The following is a 19,021-nucleotide window of genomic DNA, read 5'->3' on the forward strand; positions in this document are numbered from 1 at the left end:
GTTTCGTGTTCTGTGACGGAGACTGTGACCGAGACGCAGAACGGGCGGCCGCCGCTCTCGCGACGACCGCCCGTTCGTGTCCGGCGCGGTGAGACTAGTCGTTGTTGAAGTAGCTCAGCAGGCGCAGGATCTCGACGTACAGCCACACCAGGGTGACGGTGAGGCCGAGCGCGACGCCCCACGCGGCCTTCTCCGGCGCCTGAGCGCGGATCAGCTCGTCCGCAGCGTCGAAGTCGAGCAGGAAGCTGAATGCGGCCAGGGCGATGCACACCAGGCTGAAGACGATCGCGACGGTGCCGCCGTCACGGAGGCCGAAACCGCCGTCGGTGAAGAAGCTGGCGATCAGGTTGCCGATCATGAGGACCATGACGCCGATGAGGCCGCCGATGATCATGCGGGTCAGCCGCGGGGTGACGCGAATGGCACCGGTCTTGTAGACGACCAGCATGCCGAAGAAAACGCCGAACGTGCCGAGGACGGCCTGGCCGATCAGCATCGAGCCGCCGACCCCACCGAATTCGACATTCGTGAACATGAAGGACAGCGCGCCGAGGAACACGCCCTCACACGCGGCGTAGGCGAGCACGATCGCCGGGTTGTCCATCTTGCGGCCGAACGACGCGACCATCACCAGCACGAAGCCGATGAGACCGCCGCCGATGACGAACGGTGCCGCGAGATTCGTGTTTCCGTCGACCAGGAAGTACGAGACGATCGCGGAGATCGTCAGCACACCGAGCGTGATCGCGGTCTTGGTGACGACGTCGTCGATCGTCATCGCCCGCTGTGTGGTCTGCTGGAACTGCTCGGGAGCGCCGTACTGCTGGCCGTACTCCTGCGCGACCTGCGCGCCGCCGGCCTGCGCGGATCCGAACGTGGCGTATCCCGTGCCCTCCTGCTTGGGCAGGTTCTTGAACACCGGGTTGCTGGTGGTGCGCACCGTGAACATCCCTTCTCGTGGTCGTCTGTCGGGCTTGTGGGGCCCGAGCTCGGCCGGGTGGACCGGCGTCGTTGTCCGTAGAACGCACCGCCCGGCAGGGAAAGTTCCCACACCACGAAGATGACTTGGACAATTCGGACTTTACCGGGCGCCCGCAAGTGGATGCCATCCGAGCGCCCCATGCAACCGTATCGCCGTCGGCCACAATCCAGCGCGAATCGGCGATCCGGAACAGAATGAAGTCATGGGCATCGAAGAAGGACCAGACGACACTCTGGACGTCAGCGAGAGCCTCGACTCCGACGAGGTCCGCAACGAGGACGGCGACGACGTGGTCGATCCGCCGGACCACTGGAGCGAGGCGGACCGGTTCGGCACCACCCTGCGGGAGGCCGAACAGGGCGAGAGTCTCGATCAGCGACTCGCTGAGGAGGAGCCGGACGTCCCGCCGTCCGGTGGAGAGGACGAGTCCGAGGACCCCGACGAACTCCAGGGAGCCGAGATCATCGACGGGGTGATCGTCGAGGACGTCGGCCTCCACCGCGGGCAGGTCGACGGCGACGCGGCGGGCGGCGGACCCGTCGAATAGCGGCTACACCGCTCGCACCGACCGCGTGACGGTGAACTTCGGGTTGCGGCCGACCTCCTCGGTGCGGCCCACTGCGCGCTCGAGGGCGCGCTTGTACCCGAGGTGCGAGTTGTAGACGGTCCACAGTTCGCCCCCGGGTCGCAGAACCCGGCCCGCGGCGTCGAACATCTTGCCTGCACTGCCGGTGTGCACCGCCGCCCCGACATGGAACGGCGGATTGCACAGGATCAGGTCGACGCTCGATTCGGGCAGCGAGGACAGCGCGTCGTCGCGGATCACGCGCACCCGCGCCGCCACCCCGTTCGCGCGGGCGGTGGCGGCCGCGGACGCGACGGCCGCGGCCGACTGGTCGCTCGCGATCACCTCCGCCGACGGCTGCGCCTTCGCGAGACTCACCGCGAGAATGCCCGTCCCGCACCCGAGATCGACGGCGGTGCCGGCCTCCCGCATGCGGGGCAGGAATTCCAGCAGGAATCGGGTGCCGATGTCGAGCTTCGGACCGGCGAACACCGCGCCGTGCGCGGCGACGTCCGATCCGAGTTCGTCGACGTGCTCGACAACCGGGAATCGCGGGGGCTCGGTACTCGTGCGCGGCGTGTCGGCGATCAGCACGCGGGACTTCTGCCGACCGAGCGTTGCGCGCACGCCACCGAAGGAGCGGCGCAGTACGTCGTTCATCGCCGGGGTGATGTGCTTGTTGCGGCCGCCCGCGAACACGACGACTTCGGGGTCTGCGTACCGCGCGACCGCGTCGGCGACCTCGTCGAGCTCGTCCAGGCTGCGCGGCAGCTGCAGCAGCACGACACGCGCGCCGGTCAGCAGGTCCTCCCCCAGCGCGCAGGACCGATACCGGCCCGCGAGCCCGAACCGTTCCGCATTGTTCGCGAGCGCGCGTTCACCGGTGAGCGGATCCTGGTGCACACGAATACCGTTCGCACCGAATCGGACGGCTGCAGCAAGCGTGAGCGCACCGTAGTGGTCGCCGACCACGACCACCGACGCCTCCGGGGCGGCCGACAGTGCGTCCGCGGCCTCGTCGAGGATCAGCCGGTCGGCCGCGTCGACGGCGAACAGGTTGGGTGCCTCGACGTCCGGGAAACGTGTGAGGCCGGCGAACAGGTCATCGACGGAGAGCATGACGTCCAGTGTGCGCGACCGGCCGGTGCGCGGCGCAGTCGGCCTGAGCGCCCGTTCCCGACCTGAATCTGCGGCAATCGGCCCGACGCACACAGGAGTGGACATCGGCCACTGGTGACGAGACTCGACCGGGCGGTCGCGGAGTTCGGCGGTCTCGACGTCCTGTGCGACCACGTGGGCGGCAGTAAACCCGCAATGCGATCGCGCCGGGTGCGATCACGACCCTCAGGCGTCGACGCGCTCGGCTAGGAATGCGTCGATGTGCCGCCACGTGGTCTCTTTCGCACCGGGCCCGGCCAGCAGGCCCAGGTGGCTGCCCGGCGCGGTCTCGAACCGCACCGACGGCGAGCCGGTCAGCACGTCGACGATCGCGGCGACCGAATCGGCCGTCGCGATGACGTCGCCCGTGCCGCCGACCGCGAGCACCGGGACGGCGAGTTCGGAGAGCTTGATCGTCTTGCCGCCCACGGTGATCCGGCCGTCGCGCAAACTGTTTCCGAGCACCAGCTCCTCGGCCGTCTGGTAGAACAGCCGCGCCGGATAGCCGGGCATCTCGGCCATGAACCGGTCGATGGCCTCCATCCGGGCGAGGGTCTCGGTGTCGTGCAGATTGTTCGCGACGAACCACGGTTTGAGCAGCTCCCGTTGCGGAGCGGTGGCCCGGTAGGCGATCTGGACCAGCGGCGCCGGGAGCCCGCCCATCAGGCGCGTCAGCTCGGTCACCGGGCGATGCCCAGTGATGCGGCCCACGGCCTGCGCCACCGCCATGGTCGGAATCCTGGAGTAGTCGATCGGCGTGCCCAGGGCGGTGACCGAGGCGATGGGAAGCTCCGGGTGCGCCGACGCAGTCAGCAACGAGATGGTCCCGCCGAGGCTCCAGCCGACGACATCGACGGGCGCGCCGTCGTGCAGGGCACTCACGCGCCGCAGCGCGGCCGGGACGATGTCGTCGATCCAGTCCTCGAAGCCGAGATTCCGGTCGGCATAGCCGATGGTTCCGTAGTCGACGACGTACGGCGTACGGCCGGTCTGCGCCAGGTGCGCGACGAGGGACTGGCCGGGGCGCAGGTCGTAGCAGTGCATCGGTACCGCCAGCGGCGGCACCAACAGGACGGGCGCCCCGACGCTGCGCACCCCGTAGCGGTGCAGGTCGCGGTGGGGTTCGCGATGCACCAGCACGGACGGCGTCCGCTCCACCGGCGCGACGCCACCTCCGAACGTCAGCCCCCACGCATTGCGCAGCGACGTGTTCAGCCGCGATCCCCAACCCGATTCCCGCACGACTCTCCCCTGCCCTGTCGACCTTGTTGCGGGCATCTTACCGGTGAGTCAGTTAGCGCGCTGCCGCGCCAGCAACTCCTCGAACGGCACCGCGTCGGCGAAGGGAGCTGCCGGCGCGGTCCGCTCACGCGATGCCATCGCTGTCGCAAGCTCGTCACCCGCTCGTGCAATCCGCCCCGCGAGGGCCTGGTCACCCGAGCCCGCCCAGTCCTCCGAGGCCGCGTAGACCGCCGTGGGGACGACGCCCGCGCGCAGGTACGCGAACATCGGCCGGATCGCGTGCTCGAGCGCGAGCGAGTGCCGCGCGGTGCCGCCGGTCGCACCGATCAACGTCGGCATGCCGTCGAGCGTCCTCTGCTCGAGAACGTCGAAGAACGACTTGTACAGGCCGCTGTAGGACGCGTTGAAGATCGGTGTGACGGCGATGAGGCCGTCGGACGCCGCGACCCGATCGACGACCGATCGCAGGGCGCCACCGGGAAATCCGGTGAGCAGATTGTCGACGAGCGCGTGTGCGTGGTCGCGCAGCTCGACGACCTCGACGTCGGCGTCGACGCCGCGGCCGGTGAGCGCGTCCACGGTGGCGGCGGTGAGCCGGTCGGCGAGCAGCCGGCTCGACGACGGCTGCGTCAGGCCCGCCGAGATCACCGTCAGAGCGCGTGTTTTCGTCTCGGTCACGACAGCACCTCCGCCTTCCTGCCGGCCAGCAGGCTCGCGTGGGTGGGTGCGTCGGGCACGTGCGCGGGGCGCATCGCATCCATCTCGCGACGGAGCACCGGCACGACTTCCTCACCGAGCAGGTCGAGCTGCTCGAGGACGGTCTTCAGGGGCAGCCCGGCGTGATCCACGAGGAACAGCTGACGCTGGTAGTCGCCGAAGCTCTCCCGGAAGGTGAGGGTCTTGTCGATGACCTCCTGCGGGCTGCCCACGGTGAGCGGGGTCTGTTCGGTGAACTCCTCGAGCGACGGGCCGTGGCCGTAGACCGGCGCGTTGTCGAAGTAGGGGCGGAACTCCCGGACGGCGGCCTGCGAGTTCTTCCGCATGAACACCTGGCCGCCGAGCCCGACGATCGCCTGGTCGGCGGATCCGTGACCGTAGTGCTCGTAGCGCCGCCGGTAGAGGTTGATCAGCTGGATGAAGTGCTCCTTGGGCCAGAAGATGTTGTTCGCGAAGAAGCCGTCGCCGTAGTACGCGGCCTGCTCGGCGATCTCGGGGCTGCGGATCGACCCGTGCCACACGAACGGCGGGACGTCGTCGAGTGGACGTGGCGTCGACGTGAAGCCCTGCAGCGGAGTCCGGAAGCGCCCCTGCCAGTTCACGACGTCCTCGCGCCACAGCTTGTGCAGCAGCGCGTAGTTCTCGATCGCGAGCGGGATGCCCTCGCGGATGTCCTTACCGAACCACGGATACACCGGCCCGGTGTTGCCACGACCGAGCATGAGGTCGACCCGGCCGTCGGCCAGGTGCTGGAGCATCGCGAAGTCCTCGGCGATCTTCACCGGATCGTTCGTGGTGATGAGCGTGGTGGACGTCGAGAGCGTGATGCGCTCGGTGCGCGCCGCGATGTAGCCGAGCATCGTCGTCGGCGACGACGGCACGAACGGTGGATTGTGGTGCTCACCGGTGGCGAACACGTCGAGGCCGACCTCCTCGGCCTTCTGCGCGAGGGCGACCATCGCCTTGATCCGCTCGGCCTCGGTCGGCGTCCGACCGGTCGTGGGGTCCGCGGTCACGTCACCGACGGTGAAGATTCCGAACTGCATGCCCTACCTCCCAGGTATTTCAACTTTCAACTATATGCCACCAACCCGAGCGCCACGCCGCATATTCCGCGCATGTCCTTGACGTTCCCGCCGAAGCGTCATTGACTGCACTCGAGGATCGCCACCACCACCGCAGGGGGTCGTATGAGGGTCACGCACGAGGTCACCAACCAGGTTCCGCCGCTGATCGACTACGACGCCGCCGACTATCCGCCGATCCTGGAGGCCCTGCAGCGCGAGGGCGCACATCACGCACTCGACGAGATCCATCGCGTCGGGCGTCTCGCGGGCGGCGCCGAGGCGCAGGCGCTCGGCGATCTGGCCGAGGCCCACCCCCCGGTTCTGCGGACCCACGACCGCTACGGCAACCGGATCGACGAAGTCGAGTACGACCCCGCCTACCACCAATTGATGGACACCGCGGTGGAGCTGGGCCTGCACGGCGCCCCGTGGGCGGATCCCCGTCCGCAGGCTCACCTGATCCGCGCCGCCAAGAACGCCGTGTGGGGGCAGGTCGACGCCGGACACGGATGCCCGATCTCCATGACCTATGCCGTGGTCCCGGCACTGCGACACGATCCGGAACTGGCGCTGCAGTACGAACCGCTGCTCACCGCCAAGGTGTACGACCCCGAGTTGCGCGCCCCGCTCACCAAGCCGGGGCTGATCGCCGGAATGTCGATGACCGAGAAGCAGGGCGGCTCCGACGTCCGGGCCGGCACCACCCGCGCGGTCCCGCAACCGGGCGGTTCGTACCTGGTCACCGGGCACAAATGGTTCACGTCGGCGCCGATGTCGGACATCTTCCTGGTCCTCGCACAGGCGCCCGGCGGACTCACGTGCTTCCTGCTCCCGCGGATACTGCCCGACGGCTCACGGAACGCGATGTTCCTGCAGCGCCTCAAGGACAAGCTCGGTAACCACTCCAACGCGAGCAGCGAGGTGGAGTACGACGACGCCGTCGCCTGGCGCGTGGGCGACGAGGGCCGCGGAGTCCGGACCATCATCGAGATGGTCAACATGACGCGTCTCGACTGCACGATCGGCACCGCCACGGGCATGCGCCTGGGTGTCGCGCAGGCCGCCCACCACGCAGCTCACCGCAGCGCGTTCGGTGCCCATCTGATCGACCAGCCGCTCATGCGGAACGTGCTCGCGGACCTCGCCGTCGAATCGGAGGCGTCGACCACCGTCGCGATGTGGCTCGCCGCTCTCACCGACCACGCCGACAACGGCGATCCGCAGGCGTCGATCCTGCGCCGCGTCGCGCTCGCGGTGAGCAAGTACTACGTGTGCAAGCGCGGGCCGGCGCATGCCGCGGAGGCACTGGAGTGCCTGGGCGGCAACGGTTACGTCGAGGAATCGCGGATGCCGCGGTTGTACCGGGAGGCACCGCTGCTGTCGGTGTGGGAGGGCTCCGGCAACGTCGCGGCGCTCGACGTCCTGCGCGCGATGGCCCGTCAGCCCGAGTCGGTCGAGGCGTTCTTCGACGAACTCGACGCCAGTGCGGGAGGCGACCAGCGACTCGACACGGCGGTCGAGAAGTTGAAGGGCGCGTTCACCGACGTCGCCAGCCTCGAGCATCGCGCTCGAAGTGTGGTGGGCGAGATGGCCCTCGCGCTGCAGGGCGCGTTGCTGGTCCGGTACGGGCATCCGGCGGTCGCCGACGCCTTCTGCGCGAGCCGACTGTCCGGCGAGTGGGGCACCGTGTTCGGAACGCTGCCGACCGGCCTCGACCTGGCGTCGATCATCGATCGCGCGACGCCCAAGGTGGGTTCGTGAGCGGCCCGAACCCGGAACACTCGCACCAGCGCGCCCGCAGCGTCATAGTGGAGTCATGAGTGACCTCGACGCCCAGCCCGAAGTGACCCCGGATCACGACCGCCGCCGCTACGAGATTCGAGTGGGTGACGCGACCGCCGGGTTCACCCAGTTCGTCGACAGCGGTGACCAGCGCATCTTCTTCCACACGGAGATCGGAGAACGTTTCGCCGGGCGCGGTCTCGCCGGAACGCTGATCCGTGCCGCGCTCGACGACACCGTCGCGCACGGTAAGCGAATCGTGCCGATCTGCCCGTTCGTTGCGGGTTTCCTCGACAAGCACGACGACTTCAAGGGGTTCGTGGACGCCGTCACGCCGGCCGCACAGCAAGCCGTCATCGATTCCCAGCGCTGACCCGCGTCCCCCGACACGACAGGCCCCACTTCCGGTCGGAAGTGGGGCCTGTCGTTCTCACATCGCCCGGTACGGGCGACACGCGATCAGATCGCGGTGATGTTCGTGGCCTGGGGGCCCTTGGCGCCCTGGCCCAGATCGTAGGAAACGCGCTGGTTCTCGTCCAGGCTGCGGAAGCCGCCGCCCTGGATCTCCGAGTAGTGCGCGAACACGTCGGCGCTGCCGTCCTCGGGAGCGATGAAGCCGAAGCCCTTTTCAGCGTTGAACCACTTGACGGTGCCGTTTGCCATTTCTTGCTCCTCTTGCTTGCCGATCACGAATCGCCGATGTTCGAGCGACCCGGGCCGGTACTGCTGAAAGCGATACCCGAAGAGGAGATCCATCCCCCACAACTTAGGGAATTGTGCGCGCAACGAGCGGGCACAAATCACTATGACCACTTTCAGTGAATCACACTCGGGCCGCGAAGTCGACGCGTTTCCGATCACTTTGCTGGGCAACGGCTTTTCCCGCTGCGCTTCGCGCACCGCCGACACAGCGTGCCGTTGTAGCGATGTGGCGCGCGCTTCGGTCGGTTCGACGGTGCACGTGACCGAGCCGACGAATCTCCCGCAGCCAGAAGTGCGCCGCGAGGGTCGTCTGCGCGTCGGCCGCCGAGCCGTCCGAGGGGCCGTCAACAACAGCGACAAGCGATTCCGCGAGCGCGGCGAGCTTGAGGTTGTTCGCCTGCGAATGCCGCAGCAGCTGGTCCGCAGACTCGTCGGCGTCACATCGATAGAGGATTCCCACTATCTCCAGCGCGCGGGCACGGACAGCAGCGGATCGGTTGTGCCGCAATCCGACTGGCGTCGAACTGTCGACATCCGACGACGGGATGAAATTGTGGTGCATGGAACTTCCTTCGTGGTCGTCACGAGACCATCTCTGCGACAACACATATCGGCGCCTTCACGCCTGTGAATAAGATCGTTCGGTCGAAGTTCGGCTCGACTCGCGAGCACTCGACCGGTGAGTTCGTGAGGAGTCAGGGCTGCGTCGCTGCGGCGGCTCAAGAGCGGTGTCCGAGCTGACACACCGACAAGACGGCGTACCTGACCAGGACAGTCTACGCGATCCCGACACGGAAGGACACCTCTTCAGCCGGAGACTCACGACGACACGTCGCGTGAGCGCCGCGTCAACCATCGAATCCTCCACGACTTCAGAGTGATTCGCCCCCGACCCCCAACCGACCACACGTTCGCACCGACACGCATGCGGGATGTGGCATCGGTCTCGATCCCGTGGAATCACCTCCCCTCACGCCGTCGCGGGTACGCCCCGTGCTGGGCGCAATCCGACGAGTCCGCCCCCAGGCGTCACAGGCCGGGCAAACCGACCCTGACGGCTTCTGCCGGCCTGCTGCCCGCGATGGTGGACCTCGCCGTCACCGGAGTACCGACCGAGGGCATCGCCGTCGGCGGACTGTCGGCGCTTGCGGTCGGCGTTGCCGCGGTCGCGATCTGAACTTGCTGCGCGAGGCCCTTCTCCGCTCTCGCGCGGATCGATAGCATGGTGAGTGCGCCGCAATGGGCTGCGACGAGGACGCCATCGACGCTTCGATCGCAGCACGGGGAGCGCTGCGGTCCCGCCGAAAGGATCGACCGATGACTCAGGTGCGCGTGCCACCTTCCCCGTCCACATTCCTCACGCTCGCAAGGGTTCTCGTCGTAGCCACTGTCGCAGCGACCGGACTGGCGATTCCGCCGGCCGCAGCTTCGACCGCCGCCCCGATCGTCCCGCGCGATCTCCCCACGGTTGCGGCCGCCCAGTCGAGCCCGGACCGCACCGCACCGTGCCGGCGATGGCAGAACCCGAACGCTTACGGGCACTGGCACTGCAGGTGAGGGGGTAGACGCCGCGTGCGCGCCACCTACCCCCTCCTGCGGGCGTCTCAGTTGCAGGCGTTCATCTCTTCAGGGGTATCGGCATTGCTGATGCACTCCGAATAGCTGTCCCAGTCGTTGGAAATCTGGTTCAGGTCGTCACCCAGCTGATCCACCGCAGTGAAGACGATGACGATGCCCGCGATACCACCGACCACCGCGAGCGCGCTGAGCACGATGCCCGAGATCGTGACACCCTTGTTGCTCGCCTGCGCCTTCCGCACCCGACTGAGGCCCGCCAAACCCAGGGCGAGGCCGATTACGCCGAGGATCAGCCCGATGAAACCCGTCAACGGCACCAGACAGAACAGCAGGCCCACGATGCCGAGGATCAGCGCCGCCAGGCCCAACCCGTTGCGCTCGGGGTTACCCGAGATCTGGCCGTAGCCCTGCGGCATCGGCTGCTGCGGCATCTGGCCGTAGGCCGGCTGCGCGCCCTGAGGTGCACCCCCACCGGGGTACTGCGGAAATTGCCCTGTCATTGAATCCCCCTCGCTCACAAATCAATTCAGTCCCCACCGCAGCTGGAGGCGGAAATGGGCAGGTGCGAGCGATGGAACTACAGATCCCCACCCGTGATCCCCCAAGAAAACCGACCAGCCCGGTTGTAGAGCACAAGGTATACCGCACCACCGACACGAACCGAATCGGAACTGCCGATATTCATGAGCGAAGGCGACGAAATGGCGGAAGGTCCCGTCCACCGGAAGCGCGGTGGACGGGATCCCCGATGCCATGTGCCGTCAGACGGCGGGACGGGCGTGCCCCCAGTGGGACTCGAACCCACACTCGGCGGATTTTAAGTCCGCTGCCTCTGCCAATTGGGCTATGGGGGCCCACCACCGGCCCGACTCCGGTGGCCACGACAGTGGAAACCAAGGAACAGTGTAAGCGGCACAAACAGTGAGCTAATTCACGACCCACCCAGTAGGACTGACATTGCAATTCCGTCCAGAATGTCGTGTTCGCTGACGACCAGTTCGTCGATGCCTGCACGCCTCGCGAGTTCGTCGGCGAGCACGGTGGTGACGATGGCGCCGCCACCGATCACGTCGACCCGCCCGGGGTGCATCGGCCCGAGCGCGGCCCGCTCGTCGTGCGTCATGGACACCAGGCGGTTCGCGACGTCGTGCAGCTGCCCGACGCTCAGCCGCGAGAGGTGCACCCGCTCGGCATCGTACTCGGGCAGGTCCTGCGCGACGGCCGACAAGGTCGTCATGGTGCCGGCGACGCCGACCCAGGTGCGAGCCTGCTCCACCGGCACGCGTTCGAAGGCCTGAGCGAGGCGCTCGGCCGCGAACGCGCGGGCGGCGTGGATCTGATCGGTGGTGGGCGGATCGTCGTGCAGGCACCGTTCGGTGACGCGCACGCACCCGACGTCGGTGGAGTACGCGGCGTGGACTCCGGCGTCGTCGCCGAGCACCACCTCGGTGGAACCGCCACCGAGGTCCACGACCACGAACGGACCCTCCGACGCGTCGAGCTCGCCGACGGCGCCGGCGAACGACAGACGCGCCTCCTCGTCGCCGGTGATGACCTCCGCCTCGGCGCCGGGAATCACCGCTCCGAGCACCTCGCGCGTCATGGCGAAGAAGTCGTCGCGATTCGACGCGTCCCGCGTGGCGGACGTCGCGACCATACGCACCGCGGTGGCGCCGGTGTCACGGATGATCTCGGCGTACTCACCGAGCGCCACGCGCGTGCGCTCGATGGCTTCGGGCGCGAACGCTCCCGTGGCGTCGACGCCCTGTCCGAGGCGCACGATCCGCATCAGACGAGTGACGTCGGTGAGACGGCCGTCCTCGCCGGCGTCGGCGACCAGCAGACGAATCGAGTTGGTGCCGCAGTCGATCGCCGCGACCCGGGTCACTCGGCGTCTCCGGAAACTTCCGGGCCCTGGTACTCGGGCCAGTCGGCGGGAATCGCGGTGCCGCGCAGCTTTCCGCGTGCAGCGAGAGCGACGGACTCGTCACCGAGCGGATTGACCCCCGGCCCCTTCGCGAGCGAATGCGCCATGAGAACGTGCAGACACTTCACCCGGTCCGGCATGCCGCCGCCGGTGAAGTCCGTTCCCAGGGAATCGATTTCATTGCGTTCCGCGAGGTAGGACTCGTGTGCGGCACGGTAGGCTGCGGCCAACTCCGGGTCGGTGGCCAGGCGCTCGGTCATCTCGCGCATCACGCCGGCCGACTCCTGCCGGCTGGCCTCTGCGGTCAGACGCGGGTCGGTCAGGTAGTAGAGGGTCGGGAAGGGCGTGCCGTCCGGCAGCCGGGGGGCGGTCTTCACGACGCCGGGCTGGCCGTCCGGGCTGCGGTACGCGATCTCGAGGACGCCCCGTGGGACACGACCCAGCTGGGCCTCCACCGCGTCGAGGTCTTCCTGGGGGACGGACGATTCGCTCACCCGGTGGGTACTCCTGGTTCTTCTGGGGCGGGTGCCGGCACCACGGGGGCCTCCGGCGGTGTCTCTGTTTCGGCCTCGGCGACGGGCGCGGGTTCGGTGAGCCGCTGCCACAGGTCGCTGTGCCAGGCGCCGGTCGACGGCGGCGGCGGGGGCGCATCCTTCTTCGGCGGCTGCCAGTCCCCGGGCAGCTGCACCTTGTAGGGCGTCTCACCGGGGCGGACCAGGCCGAGTCGCTCGCGGCCCTGCGTGGCGATCCACGCGGGATCCTCGATCTGTTCCTTCTGGCGGCGCAGCTGGTCCAGTTGCTGTTCGAGCGCCACCTGCTCGGAGGCGAGCCGATCGGCCTCCGCACGCTGCGTGAGATACGTGCGCAACGGCATCGCGAGCGTGAGCGCGAGAGCGCAGATCACGACGCCGAGGATGACAGCGCGGCCGGTCGACAGACCGAAGAAGGTGCGCTCGGGCTGCGCCTGCGCCGACCGGCGTCCCGCGCCCGCCCGCCTGGAGCGGACACGGGAGCCGGTGGCGTGCGAAGGTCCGGCCGCGTCGCCGCCCGCATCGAGTGGGCTCGACGCGTCGGGGGCGACACGTCCGGTCGCGGTAGTGGTGCCGACCCGGTTGCGGCGGGGCCTACGAGAGCCCTGCCCGGTCCCGGCACCGTGGCGCTCGGGGCGTCCTCCCGGGGAGGGACGACCCGACCGCGACCTACCGCGCTGACTCATCGGCGTGCTTACGCCTCGAAGGCGAAGCGCGGGAACGCCAGCTCGCCGGCGTAGCGGGCGGCGTCGCCCAGGCTCTCCTCGATGCGGAGCAGCTGGTTGTACTTCGCGACGCGTTCGCTGCGGGCGGGGGCACCGGTCTTGATCTGGCCGCTGCCGACCGCGACGGCCAGATCGGCGATCGTGGTGTCCTCGGTCTCACCGGAACGGTGGCTCATCATCGTCTTGTAGCCGCTGCGGTGGGCCAGGTCGACGGCATCCAGCGTCTCGGTGAGCGTGCCGATCTGGTTGACCTTCACCAGGAGTGCGTTCGCGGCGCCCTTGGCGATGCCCTCCTCGAGGCGCTCCGGGTTGGTGACGAACAGGTCGTCTCCCACGAGCTGGACCTTGTTGCCGATCTGCTCGGTCAGCGCCACCCAGCCGGCCCAGTCGTCCTCGCTCAGCGGATCCTCGATCGAGACCAGCGGGAACTGCGTCAGCAGCTCGGCGTAGAACGCGCCCATCTCCTCGGCGGTACGGATCTTGCCCTCGAACTTGTAGCCGGTGCCGTCGGTGTAGAACTCGGTGGCGGCGACGTCGAGTGCGAGTGCGATGTCGGTACCCAGCTTCAGGCCGGTCTTGGCGACAGCCTCGCTGATCAGGTCCAGCGCTTCCTTGGTCCCCGCGACGTCGGGAGCGAAGCCACCCTCGTCACCGAGGCCGGTGGACAGGCCCTTGGCCTTGAGCACCGACTTGAGCGAGTGGTACACCTCGGCACCCCAGCGCAGCGACTCCTTGAAGGTCGGCGCACCGATCGGCGCGACCATGAACTCCTGGACGTCGACGCCGGTGTCGGCGTGCGCGCCACCGTTGAGGATGTTCATCATCGGGACCGGCAGCACGTGGGCGTTCGGGCCACCGACGTAACGGAACAGCTCCAGGCCGGAGGACTCCGCACCGGCGCGGGCCACGGCGAGCGACGCGCCGAGCAGCGCGTTGGCGCCCAGGCGGGACTTGTCGGGGGTTCCGTCGGCGTCCAGCAGAGCCTGGTCGACGGTGCGCTGCTCGGTGGCATCCAGGCCGATGATGGCCGGTGCGATCTCACCGAGGACGGATTCGACGGCCTTCTGGACACCCTTGCCCAGGTAACGGTCGCCGCCGTCACGCAGTTCGACGGCCTCGTGCTCACCGGTGGACGCGCCGGAGGGAACGGCGGCCCGGGCGAAGCTACCGTCCTCGAGCAGCACCTCGACCTCAACCGTGGGGTTGCCACGGGAATCGAGGATCTCGCGAGCTCCGACCTGCTCAATGATGGCCACGAATGGTTCTCCTTCGGCGGCTTCGTACGGCTGCTGCGGACAGCGGATCGAGCCGGTCCGGGCAGCAGCAACTGGGTTGTCTACGGGCAAGCGACCACGCTGAGTCGCCGGATGCATAGTGCCAGGTCTGAGCCTAGCGGGAGTAACCGACTCCCGCCTCCAGGCACGCCCGTCGCGCAGGTCACCTCCGCACTCCCACCGAGTACGCAGCCGCGCGGTCGCGGACGTCGCGCAGATACTCCCCCGACAGGTTGTAGGCCATGAGGGCGGCGGTCCACCCGTCCGCAGTGGTGAGGTCGCCACCGCGCGCACACAGGTACCGCGCTGCGGTGAGGGCTGCGTCGTCGATGTTGTCGGGGTCGACCACACCGTCACCGTTGGCGTCGACGCCCCAGCGCGCCCACGTCTCCGGGATGAACTGGAGCGGACCCATGGCACGGTCGTGGGTGGCGTCGCCGTCCATCGCGCCGCCGTCGGTATCGGGGATCTCGGCGACTCCGGGCGAGCCGTCGAGCGGGATACCTCGAATCGGCGGGCTCACCTGCCCGTCCTCGCCGACGCTCGAGCCGCGATACGTGCCGTGCTTGCTCTCGACGGCCGCAATCCCCGCGAGTGTCGTCCATCCGATTCCACAGTCGGGCTTGGTCGCGGCCATCACTGCGGCCGCGTACCCGTAGGCCTCGAGCGCGGTAGGCGAGATTGCCAGCGCGTCCGACAGGGGTGCCGCCCACTCCCCCAGTCCGGCCGCAGTCCGACCGGGCCCGTTGATGTCGATCGGCGGCGTCGGCGCACCCGGTCCCGGCGGGACGCCCTCCGGGATCTCGATGCGGGGCTTGCGCTGGTCCAGCTCGTCCAACCCGACCGCGAGGACCACCACCGCGACGCCCACGAGGACGGACGACGCCACGACCAGGAACGTGCGCAGCGGACGCCGGCGCTTGGGTGGCGGGTACGTCGGCGCGGGTGATCCGTAGGACCGCCCCGTAGCGGCCCTCGTCGCGGTTGCGCGGGTTGCGGCTTCTCTCGTCACGGCATCCATCATCCAGAACCGCGCGGTCGCGACGTCGGGCGAATCGGGACCAAAGCCCCATTCCAGACAAAAAGCACCAGGTCAGGGGTGGTTTTTGTCCAATGTCGGGGGCTGCTACTTTCGGCGTGGTCCTTCGAGGTTCGGCTTGCCTTGCCTTGCCTTTCCGTTCGCGCCGTCCCGACCCGTAGCAGGAGCCCAGAGTGTCAGTCCTCGCCGCCGGTGCCGCCGCGCCGTCCATCGCGACCCAGCTGTTCGGCAGTGGCCTGATCGGGGTGCGCGAGGGACTCGAGACCGGCATCGTCGTGATGATCCTGGTCGCCTTCCTGGTGAAGTCCGAGCGCCGCGACGCCCTCAGATGGGTATGGGTCGGCGTCGGCGCCGCCGTCGCGATGGTCGTCGCAATCTTCGTCGGCATCCACTTCGGCACTTCCACCGTCACCGGCACGGCCGCCGAACTCATCAGCGGCCTGGCGTCGCTCGTCGCGGTCGCGATCGTCACCGCGATGGTCCTGTGGATGCGCACCGCCGCGGCGTCGATGTCGGGGCACCTGCGCGCCGGGCTGGACCGGGCGCTCGCCGTCGGCCCGGTCGCCGTCGCGACGATGGCCTTCTTCGCCGTCGGCCGCGAGGGCGTCGAAACCGCTCTCCTCCTCGTCGGCTACGCCGAGAACGCGGCCGGAAGCTCGTGGCCGCTCGTCGGACTGCTGCTCGGCATCGCGGTCGCGGCCGCCCTGACCGTGCTGCTGTACGTCGGCGCGGTCCGCATCGACTTCGCCCGCTTCTTCCGCTACACCGGCGCGTTCCTCGTCGTCGTCGCGGCCGGCATCCTCGCGTACGGCGTGCGCGCACTGCAGATCGCCGGGTGGCTGCCCGGCGGATCGACGCTCGCGTTCGACATCTCGTCCGTGTTCGACACGTCCAGCTGGTACGGCACGGTCCTGCAGGGCATCTTCAACTTCCGCCCCGATCCCACCGTCCTCCAGGTGATCGCGTGGGTGGCGTACCTCGCGATCGTGATGCCGCTCTTCCTCCGCCCGGTGAAGCCGAAAGCCGCAGCACCGCAGGCCGCTCCGGGACCGACCGACTCCGAACTCAACGCTTCCCGATGACCGTCACCCGAAAGGTTCCGCTCGTGCGTCGTACCACCTCCGCGCTCGCCCTGCTCGCGATCGCCCCCCTCGCCCTCGCGGCGTGCACGTCCAAGTCGACCGCGGACGCCGAGGCGATCACGGTGACCGCCACCGACTCCACCTGTGACATCTCGGGCAACTCGGCGGAGACCGGCAACACCACGTTCTCCATCACCAACAACGGTTCCAAGGTCACCGAGTTCTACGTCTTCGGCGCCGGCGATCGAGTGATGGGCGAGGTCGAGAACGTCGGCCCCGGTCTGACCCGCCAGCTCATCGTCAACCTCGCCGAGGCCGGGACCTACCACACCGCGTGCAAGCCGGGCATGGTCGGCAACGGCATCCGATCCGAATTCGTCGTCACGGGCGACTCCGTCGCCGCGACCGACCAGGACGGCCGCCTCACCGAGGCCGCCGACGGCTACAAGCGTTACGTCGACAGCCAGCTCACCGCGCTGCAGGAGACGGTCACCGCGTTCGTGGCGTCGCTCAAGGCCGGCGACGTGGCCGCCGCGAAGGCCCAGTACCCGCTGACCCGTACGTACTACGAGCGCATCGAGCCCATCGCCGAGAGCTTCCCCGACGACCTCGATCCGCGCATCGACCTGCGCGAGGTCGACGTCGAGCCCGGTTGGAACTGGACCGGCTTCCACCGCCTCGAGAAGGACCTGTGGGTCCAGGGCCTGCAGCCCGACACCAACGCGATCGCCGACCAACTCGTCGCCGACATCCAGGAGCTCGCCGACGGTGTCGCGGCTCCCGACTTCGTCGTCGACCCGATCCAGGTGGCCGGCGGCGCCCAGACACTGCTCGACGAGATCGCCCGCACCAAGATCACCGGCGAGGAGGACATCTTCTCGCACACCGACCTGTACGACTTCCAGGCCAACGCCGACGGTTCGCAGGCCGCGATCGCGTCGCTGCGTCCGATCCTCGACGACCGCAACCCGGAACTCGCCGCCCGCATCGACCAGCGTTTCGCAGACCTCGATGCCGAACTCGCACAGTTCCGCCAGGGCGACGGGTTCGTCTCCTACGAGACGGTGACCGAGCCGCAGCGTCAGGCGCTGTCCCAGAAGATCGATGCGTTGTCCGCCGAAGTGAGCCAGGTGCAGGGTGTCGTCGCAGGACAGTAACTCCCGGAACGACAACCAGTCGGACGACACCCGCCGGGCCGAATCGCGTCCAGGACTGTCCCGCCGGCGTCTCTTCGGCGCCGTCGGCGCCGTCGGGGCCGGCGCGGTCCTCGCCGGCGCGGGTGCGGCGGTGGGCCGCCTGTCGGCCCCCGAGGCCACGGCATCGACCTCCGAAGTGGTGCCCTTCCGGGGTATCCATCAGGCCGGAATCGTTACGGCCGCACAGGATCGCATGCACTTCGTCGCGTTCGACGTCATCACCGATTCGCGTGACGAACTGGTGGCGATGTTGAAGAAGTGGACCGAGATGGCCGCGCGGATGACCGCCGGCGAGGAGGCCGCCGCCGACGGTGCCGTCGGCGCCGGCGAATACAACCCGCCCACCGATACCGGTGAGGCACTGGACCTGCACGCCTCGAAGCTCACGCTGACGATCGGGTTCGGACCGTCTCTGTTCGACGCGAACGGTAAGGACCGCTTCGGGATCGCGGACAGGAAGCCGGCGGCGCTCGCCGACCTGCCCAAGTTCACCGGAGACGCGCTCGAGCCGGCCCGCTCCGGCGGCGACATCGCGATCCAGGCCTGCGCCGACGACCCGCAGGTGGCGGTGCACGCGGTGCGCAACCTGGCCCGCGTCGGCTTCGGTGTAGTGGCGGTGCGGTGGTCGCAGCTCGGATTCGGGCGCACGTCCTCGACATCGACGACGCAGGCGACGCCTCGAAACCTGTTCGGGTTCAAGGACGGAACACGGAACATCAAGGCCGAGGACCCCGCGGCGCTGTCGGAGTTCGTGTGGGTGGATCCGCAGGACGACCAGGCATGGATGGCGGGTGGCTCGTACCTGGTGGCCCGCCGCATCCGGATGCTGATCGAGCCGTGGGACCGCACCACGCTGCACGAACAGGAGCGGGTGTTCGGCCGGACCAAGGGCACCGGCGCACCGCTGGGTCGCAAGGACGAGTTCGACGATCTGCAGCTGGGCGCCAAGGGCGCCGGCGGGAAGCTCGTGATCGACAAGGACGCACACGTTCGGCTCGCGTCGGCCGAGGAGTTGAACGGCATCCAGATCCTGCGCCGCGGCTACAACTTCACCGACGGCACAGACGGTTTCGGCCATCTCGACGCCGGCCTGTTCTTCATCGCGTACTGCCGCGACCCGCAGAAGCAGTTCGTGCCGATGCAACAGAACCTCGCCCGCAACGACGCACTGAACGAGTACATCAAGCACGTCGGCTCCGCCGTGTTCGCGGTGCCGCCGGGTGTCGGTGACGGCGACTACTGGGGATCGACGCTGTTCGAGGCGTGACGCGCAACGCACGACTGATGCAACGCACGACTGATAGAGTGCCGGCCATGGACATCGAGGTCGACAGAATCTAGCCACCGGACTGCCGGTGGCGTAGCCGCTCCGGCGCGGACCGCGCCCAGGCTGACGACCCATGCCCATTCCAGGGCGCCCATCCCCGGCACTTCCGGCTCGCGCCGATCACGTTC

19 protein-coding genes and 1 tRNA gene are annotated in these 19,021 nt (G+C 68.6%); 6 read left to right on the forward strand and 14 right to left on the reverse strand.

Features of this window, described 5'->3' with window-relative positions; translation table 11 throughout:
• Positions 1 to 94: 94 nt before the first annotated feature.
• Positions 95 to 940, reverse strand: coding sequence for a Bax inhibitor-1/YccA family protein (locus tag PSS76_RS10915; protein ID WP_175271595.1), 846 nt, complete (start codon positions 938 to 940; stop codon positions 95 to 97).
• 244 nt (positions 941 to 1,184) lie between these two features.
• Between PSS76_RS10915 and PSS76_RS10920 the strand changes: the two genes are divergently transcribed.
• Positions 1,185 to 1,529 carry a hypothetical protein gene (locus PSS76_RS10920; protein ID WP_005514663.1) on the forward strand — a complete coding sequence of 115 codons (345 nt, stop codon included), beginning with the start codon at positions 1,185 to 1,187 and terminating at the stop codon, positions 1,527 to 1,529.
• A gap of 3 nt (positions 1,530 to 1,532) precedes the next feature.
• Here PSS76_RS10920 and PSS76_RS10925 read toward each other — a convergent pair whose 3' ends face one another.
• The 4 genes from PSS76_RS10925 to PSS76_RS10940 all read right to left on the reverse strand — a co-directional run bounded on the left by PSS76_RS10925 (position 1,533) and on the right by PSS76_RS10940 (position 5,710).
• A complete protein-coding gene (locus PSS76_RS10925; protein ID WP_064058944.1) occupies positions 1,533 to 2,666 on the reverse strand; it encodes a methyltransferase in 1,134 nt (377 codons plus the stop codon).
• 225 nt (positions 2,667 to 2,891) lie between these two features.
• Positions 2,892 to 3,947, reverse strand: a complete 1,056-nt coding sequence (locus PSS76_RS10930; protein WP_084844570.1) for an alpha/beta fold hydrolase — start codon at positions 3,945 to 3,947, stop codon at positions 2,892 to 2,894.
• Positions 3,948 to 3,995: 48 nt separating this feature from the next.
• The gene (locus PSS76_RS10935; RefSeq protein WP_084844571.1) at positions 3,996 to 4,625 is read right to left on the reverse strand and encodes an FMN reductase; all 630 of its coding nucleotides are present in this window, start codon (positions 4,623 to 4,625) and stop codon (positions 3,996 to 3,998) included.
• Positions 4,622 to 5,710: an LLM class flavin-dependent oxidoreductase gene (locus tag PSS76_RS10940; protein WP_005514668.1), complete on the reverse strand. Its 1,089-nt coding sequence runs from the start codon at positions 5,708 to 5,710 to the stop codon at positions 4,622 to 4,624. The genes PSS76_RS10935 and PSS76_RS10940 overlap by 4 nt, the downstream gene beginning before the upstream one ends.
• 144 nt (positions 5,711 to 5,854) lie before the next feature.
• On the opposite strand from PSS76_RS10940, the gene PSS76_RS10945 reads away from it, so the two are divergent.
• Both PSS76_RS10945 and PSS76_RS10950 read left to right on the forward strand, forming a co-directional pair.
• Positions 5,855 to 7,492, forward strand: coding sequence for an acyl-CoA dehydrogenase family protein (locus PSS76_RS10945; protein WP_069856119.1), 1,638 nt, complete (start codon positions 5,855 to 5,857; stop codon positions 7,490 to 7,492).
• Between the two features lie 55 nt (positions 7,493 to 7,547).
• Complete coding sequence (locus PSS76_RS10950) at positions 7,548 to 7,886, forward strand: GNAT family N-acetyltransferase (protein WP_005514670.1); 339 nt, start codon at positions 7,548 to 7,550, stop codon at positions 7,884 to 7,886.
• An 86-nt stretch (positions 7,887 to 7,972) separates the two neighbouring features.
• Here the strand turns inward: PSS76_RS10950 and PSS76_RS10955 are convergent, their stop codons facing one another.
• From PSS76_RS10955 to PSS76_RS10995, 9 genes are all read right to left on the reverse strand, one after another.
• A complete protein-coding gene (locus tag PSS76_RS10955) occupies positions 7,973 to 8,176 on the reverse strand; it encodes a cold-shock protein (RefSeq protein WP_013415272.1) in 204 nt (67 codons plus the stop codon).
• A gap of 160 nt (positions 8,177 to 8,336) precedes the next feature.
• A complete protein-coding gene (locus PSS76_RS10960) occupies positions 8,337 to 8,777 on the reverse strand; it encodes an ANTAR domain-containing protein (protein ID WP_022594706.1) in 441 nt (146 codons plus the stop codon).
• Between the two features lie 1,042 nt (positions 8,778 to 9,819).
• The gene (locus PSS76_RS10965; RefSeq protein WP_069856120.1) at positions 9,820 to 10,293 is read right to left on the reverse strand and encodes a DUF4190 domain-containing protein; all 474 of its coding nucleotides are present in this window, start codon (positions 10,291 to 10,293) and stop codon (positions 9,820 to 9,822) included.
• 280 nt (positions 10,294 to 10,573) lie between these two features.
• Positions 10,574 to 10,647 (reverse strand) — tRNA-Leu (locus tag PSS76_RS10970).
• A gap of 77 nt (positions 10,648 to 10,724) precedes the next feature.
• Positions 10,725 to 11,681 (reverse strand): Ppx/GppA phosphatase family protein, encoded by a 957-nt coding sequence (locus PSS76_RS10975; RefSeq protein WP_069856121.1) that lies wholly within the window; start codon positions 11,679 to 11,681, stop codon positions 10,725 to 10,727.
• A complete protein-coding gene (locus PSS76_RS10980; RefSeq protein WP_005514680.1) occupies positions 11,678 to 12,214 on the reverse strand; it encodes a DUF501 domain-containing protein in 537 nt (178 codons plus the stop codon). The genes PSS76_RS10975 and PSS76_RS10980 overlap by 4 nt, the downstream gene beginning before the upstream one ends.
• A complete protein-coding gene (locus PSS76_RS10985) occupies positions 12,211 to 12,936 on the reverse strand; it encodes an FtsB family cell division protein (protein ID WP_064079575.1) in 726 nt (241 codons plus the stop codon). Before PSS76_RS10985 ends, PSS76_RS10980 begins: the two co-directional genes overlap by 4 nt.
• An 8-nt stretch (positions 12,937 to 12,944) precedes the next feature.
• Positions 12,945 to 14,231, reverse strand: coding sequence for a phosphopyruvate hydratase (eno, locus tag PSS76_RS10990; protein ID WP_005514682.1), 1,287 nt, complete (start codon positions 14,229 to 14,231; stop codon positions 12,945 to 12,947).
• Positions 14,232 to 14,412: 181 nt separating this feature from the next.
• Positions 14,413 to 15,270 (reverse strand): lytic transglycosylase domain-containing protein, encoded by an 858-nt coding sequence (locus PSS76_RS10995; protein WP_013415267.1) that lies wholly within the window; start codon positions 15,268 to 15,270, stop codon positions 14,413 to 14,415.
• A 191-nt stretch (positions 15,271 to 15,461) separates the two neighbouring features.
• On the opposite strand from PSS76_RS10995, the gene efeU reads away from it, so the two are divergent.
• The 3 genes from efeU to efeB are packed head-to-tail and all read left to right on the forward strand — an operon-like array spanning position 15,462 to position 18,833.
• The gene (gene efeU, locus PSS76_RS11000; protein WP_022594695.1) at positions 15,462 to 16,370 is read left to right on the forward strand and encodes an iron uptake transporter permease EfeU; all 909 of its coding nucleotides are present in this window, start codon (positions 15,462 to 15,464) and stop codon (positions 16,368 to 16,370) included.
• Positions 16,367 to 17,527, forward strand: a complete 1,161-nt coding sequence (gene efeO / locus PSS76_RS11005; RefSeq protein ID WP_064058937.1) for an iron uptake system protein EfeO — start codon at positions 16,367 to 16,369, stop codon at positions 17,525 to 17,527. The genes efeU and efeO overlap by 4 nt, the downstream gene beginning before the upstream one ends.
• Positions 17,528 to 17,582: 55 nt before the next feature.
• Positions 17,583 to 18,833, forward strand: coding sequence for an iron uptake transporter deferrochelatase/peroxidase subunit (efeB, locus tag PSS76_RS11010; RefSeq protein WP_443147375.1), 1,251 nt, complete (start codon positions 17,583 to 17,585; stop codon positions 18,831 to 18,833).
• Positions 18,834 to 19,021: the final 188 nt, after the last annotated feature.

The organism is Prescottella sp. D32, from assembly GCF_037287305.1.
GTDB classification, from domain to species: domain Bacteria; phylum Actinomycetota; class Actinomycetes; order Mycobacteriales; family Mycobacteriaceae; genus Prescottella; species Prescottella equi.

Bases quoted from the DNA above. Each gene is read 5' to 3' on its own strand.
- PSS76_RS10920 (WP_005514663.1), top strand. From the start codon at position 1,185: ATGGGCATCGAAGAAGGACCAGACGACACTCTGGACGTCAGCGAGAGC.
- PSS76_RS10925 (WP_064058944.1), bottom strand. From the start codon at position 2,666: ATGCTCTCCGTCGATGACCTGTTCGCCGGCCTCACACGTTTCCCGGAC.
- PSS76_RS10940 (WP_005514668.1), bottom strand. From the start codon at position 5,710: ATGCAGTTCGGAATCTTCACCGTCGGTGACGTGACCGCGGACCCCACG.
- PSS76_RS10945 (WP_069856119.1), top strand. From the start codon at position 5,855: ATGAGGGTCACGCACGAGGTCACCAACCAGGTTCCGCCGCTGATCGAC.
- PSS76_RS10950 (WP_005514670.1), top strand. From the start codon at position 7,548: ATGAGTGACCTCGACGCCCAGCCCGAAGTGACCCCGGATCACGACCGC.
- PSS76_RS10955 (WP_013415272.1), bottom strand. From the start codon at position 8,176: ATGGCAAACGGCACCGTCAAGTGGTTCAACGCTGAAAAGGGCTTCGGC.
- PSS76_RS10960 (WP_022594706.1), bottom strand. From the start codon at position 8,777: ATGCACCACAATTTCATCCCGTCGTCGGATGTCGACAGTTCGACGCCA.
- PSS76_RS10965 (WP_069856120.1), bottom strand. From the start codon at position 10,293: ATGACAGGGCAATTTCCGCAGTACCCCGGTGGGGGTGCACCTCAGGGC.
- PSS76_RS10985 (WP_064079575.1), bottom strand. From the start codon at position 12,936: ATGAGTCAGCGCGGTAGGTCGCGGTCGGGTCGTCCCTCCCCGGGAGGA.
- PSS76_RS10995 (WP_013415267.1), bottom strand. From the start codon at position 15,270: ATGGATGCCGTGACGAGAGAAGCCGCAACCCGCGCAACCGCGACGAGG.
- efeO (WP_064058937.1), top strand. From the start codon at position 16,367: ATGACCGTCACCCGAAAGGTTCCGCTCGTGCGTCGTACCACCTCCGCG.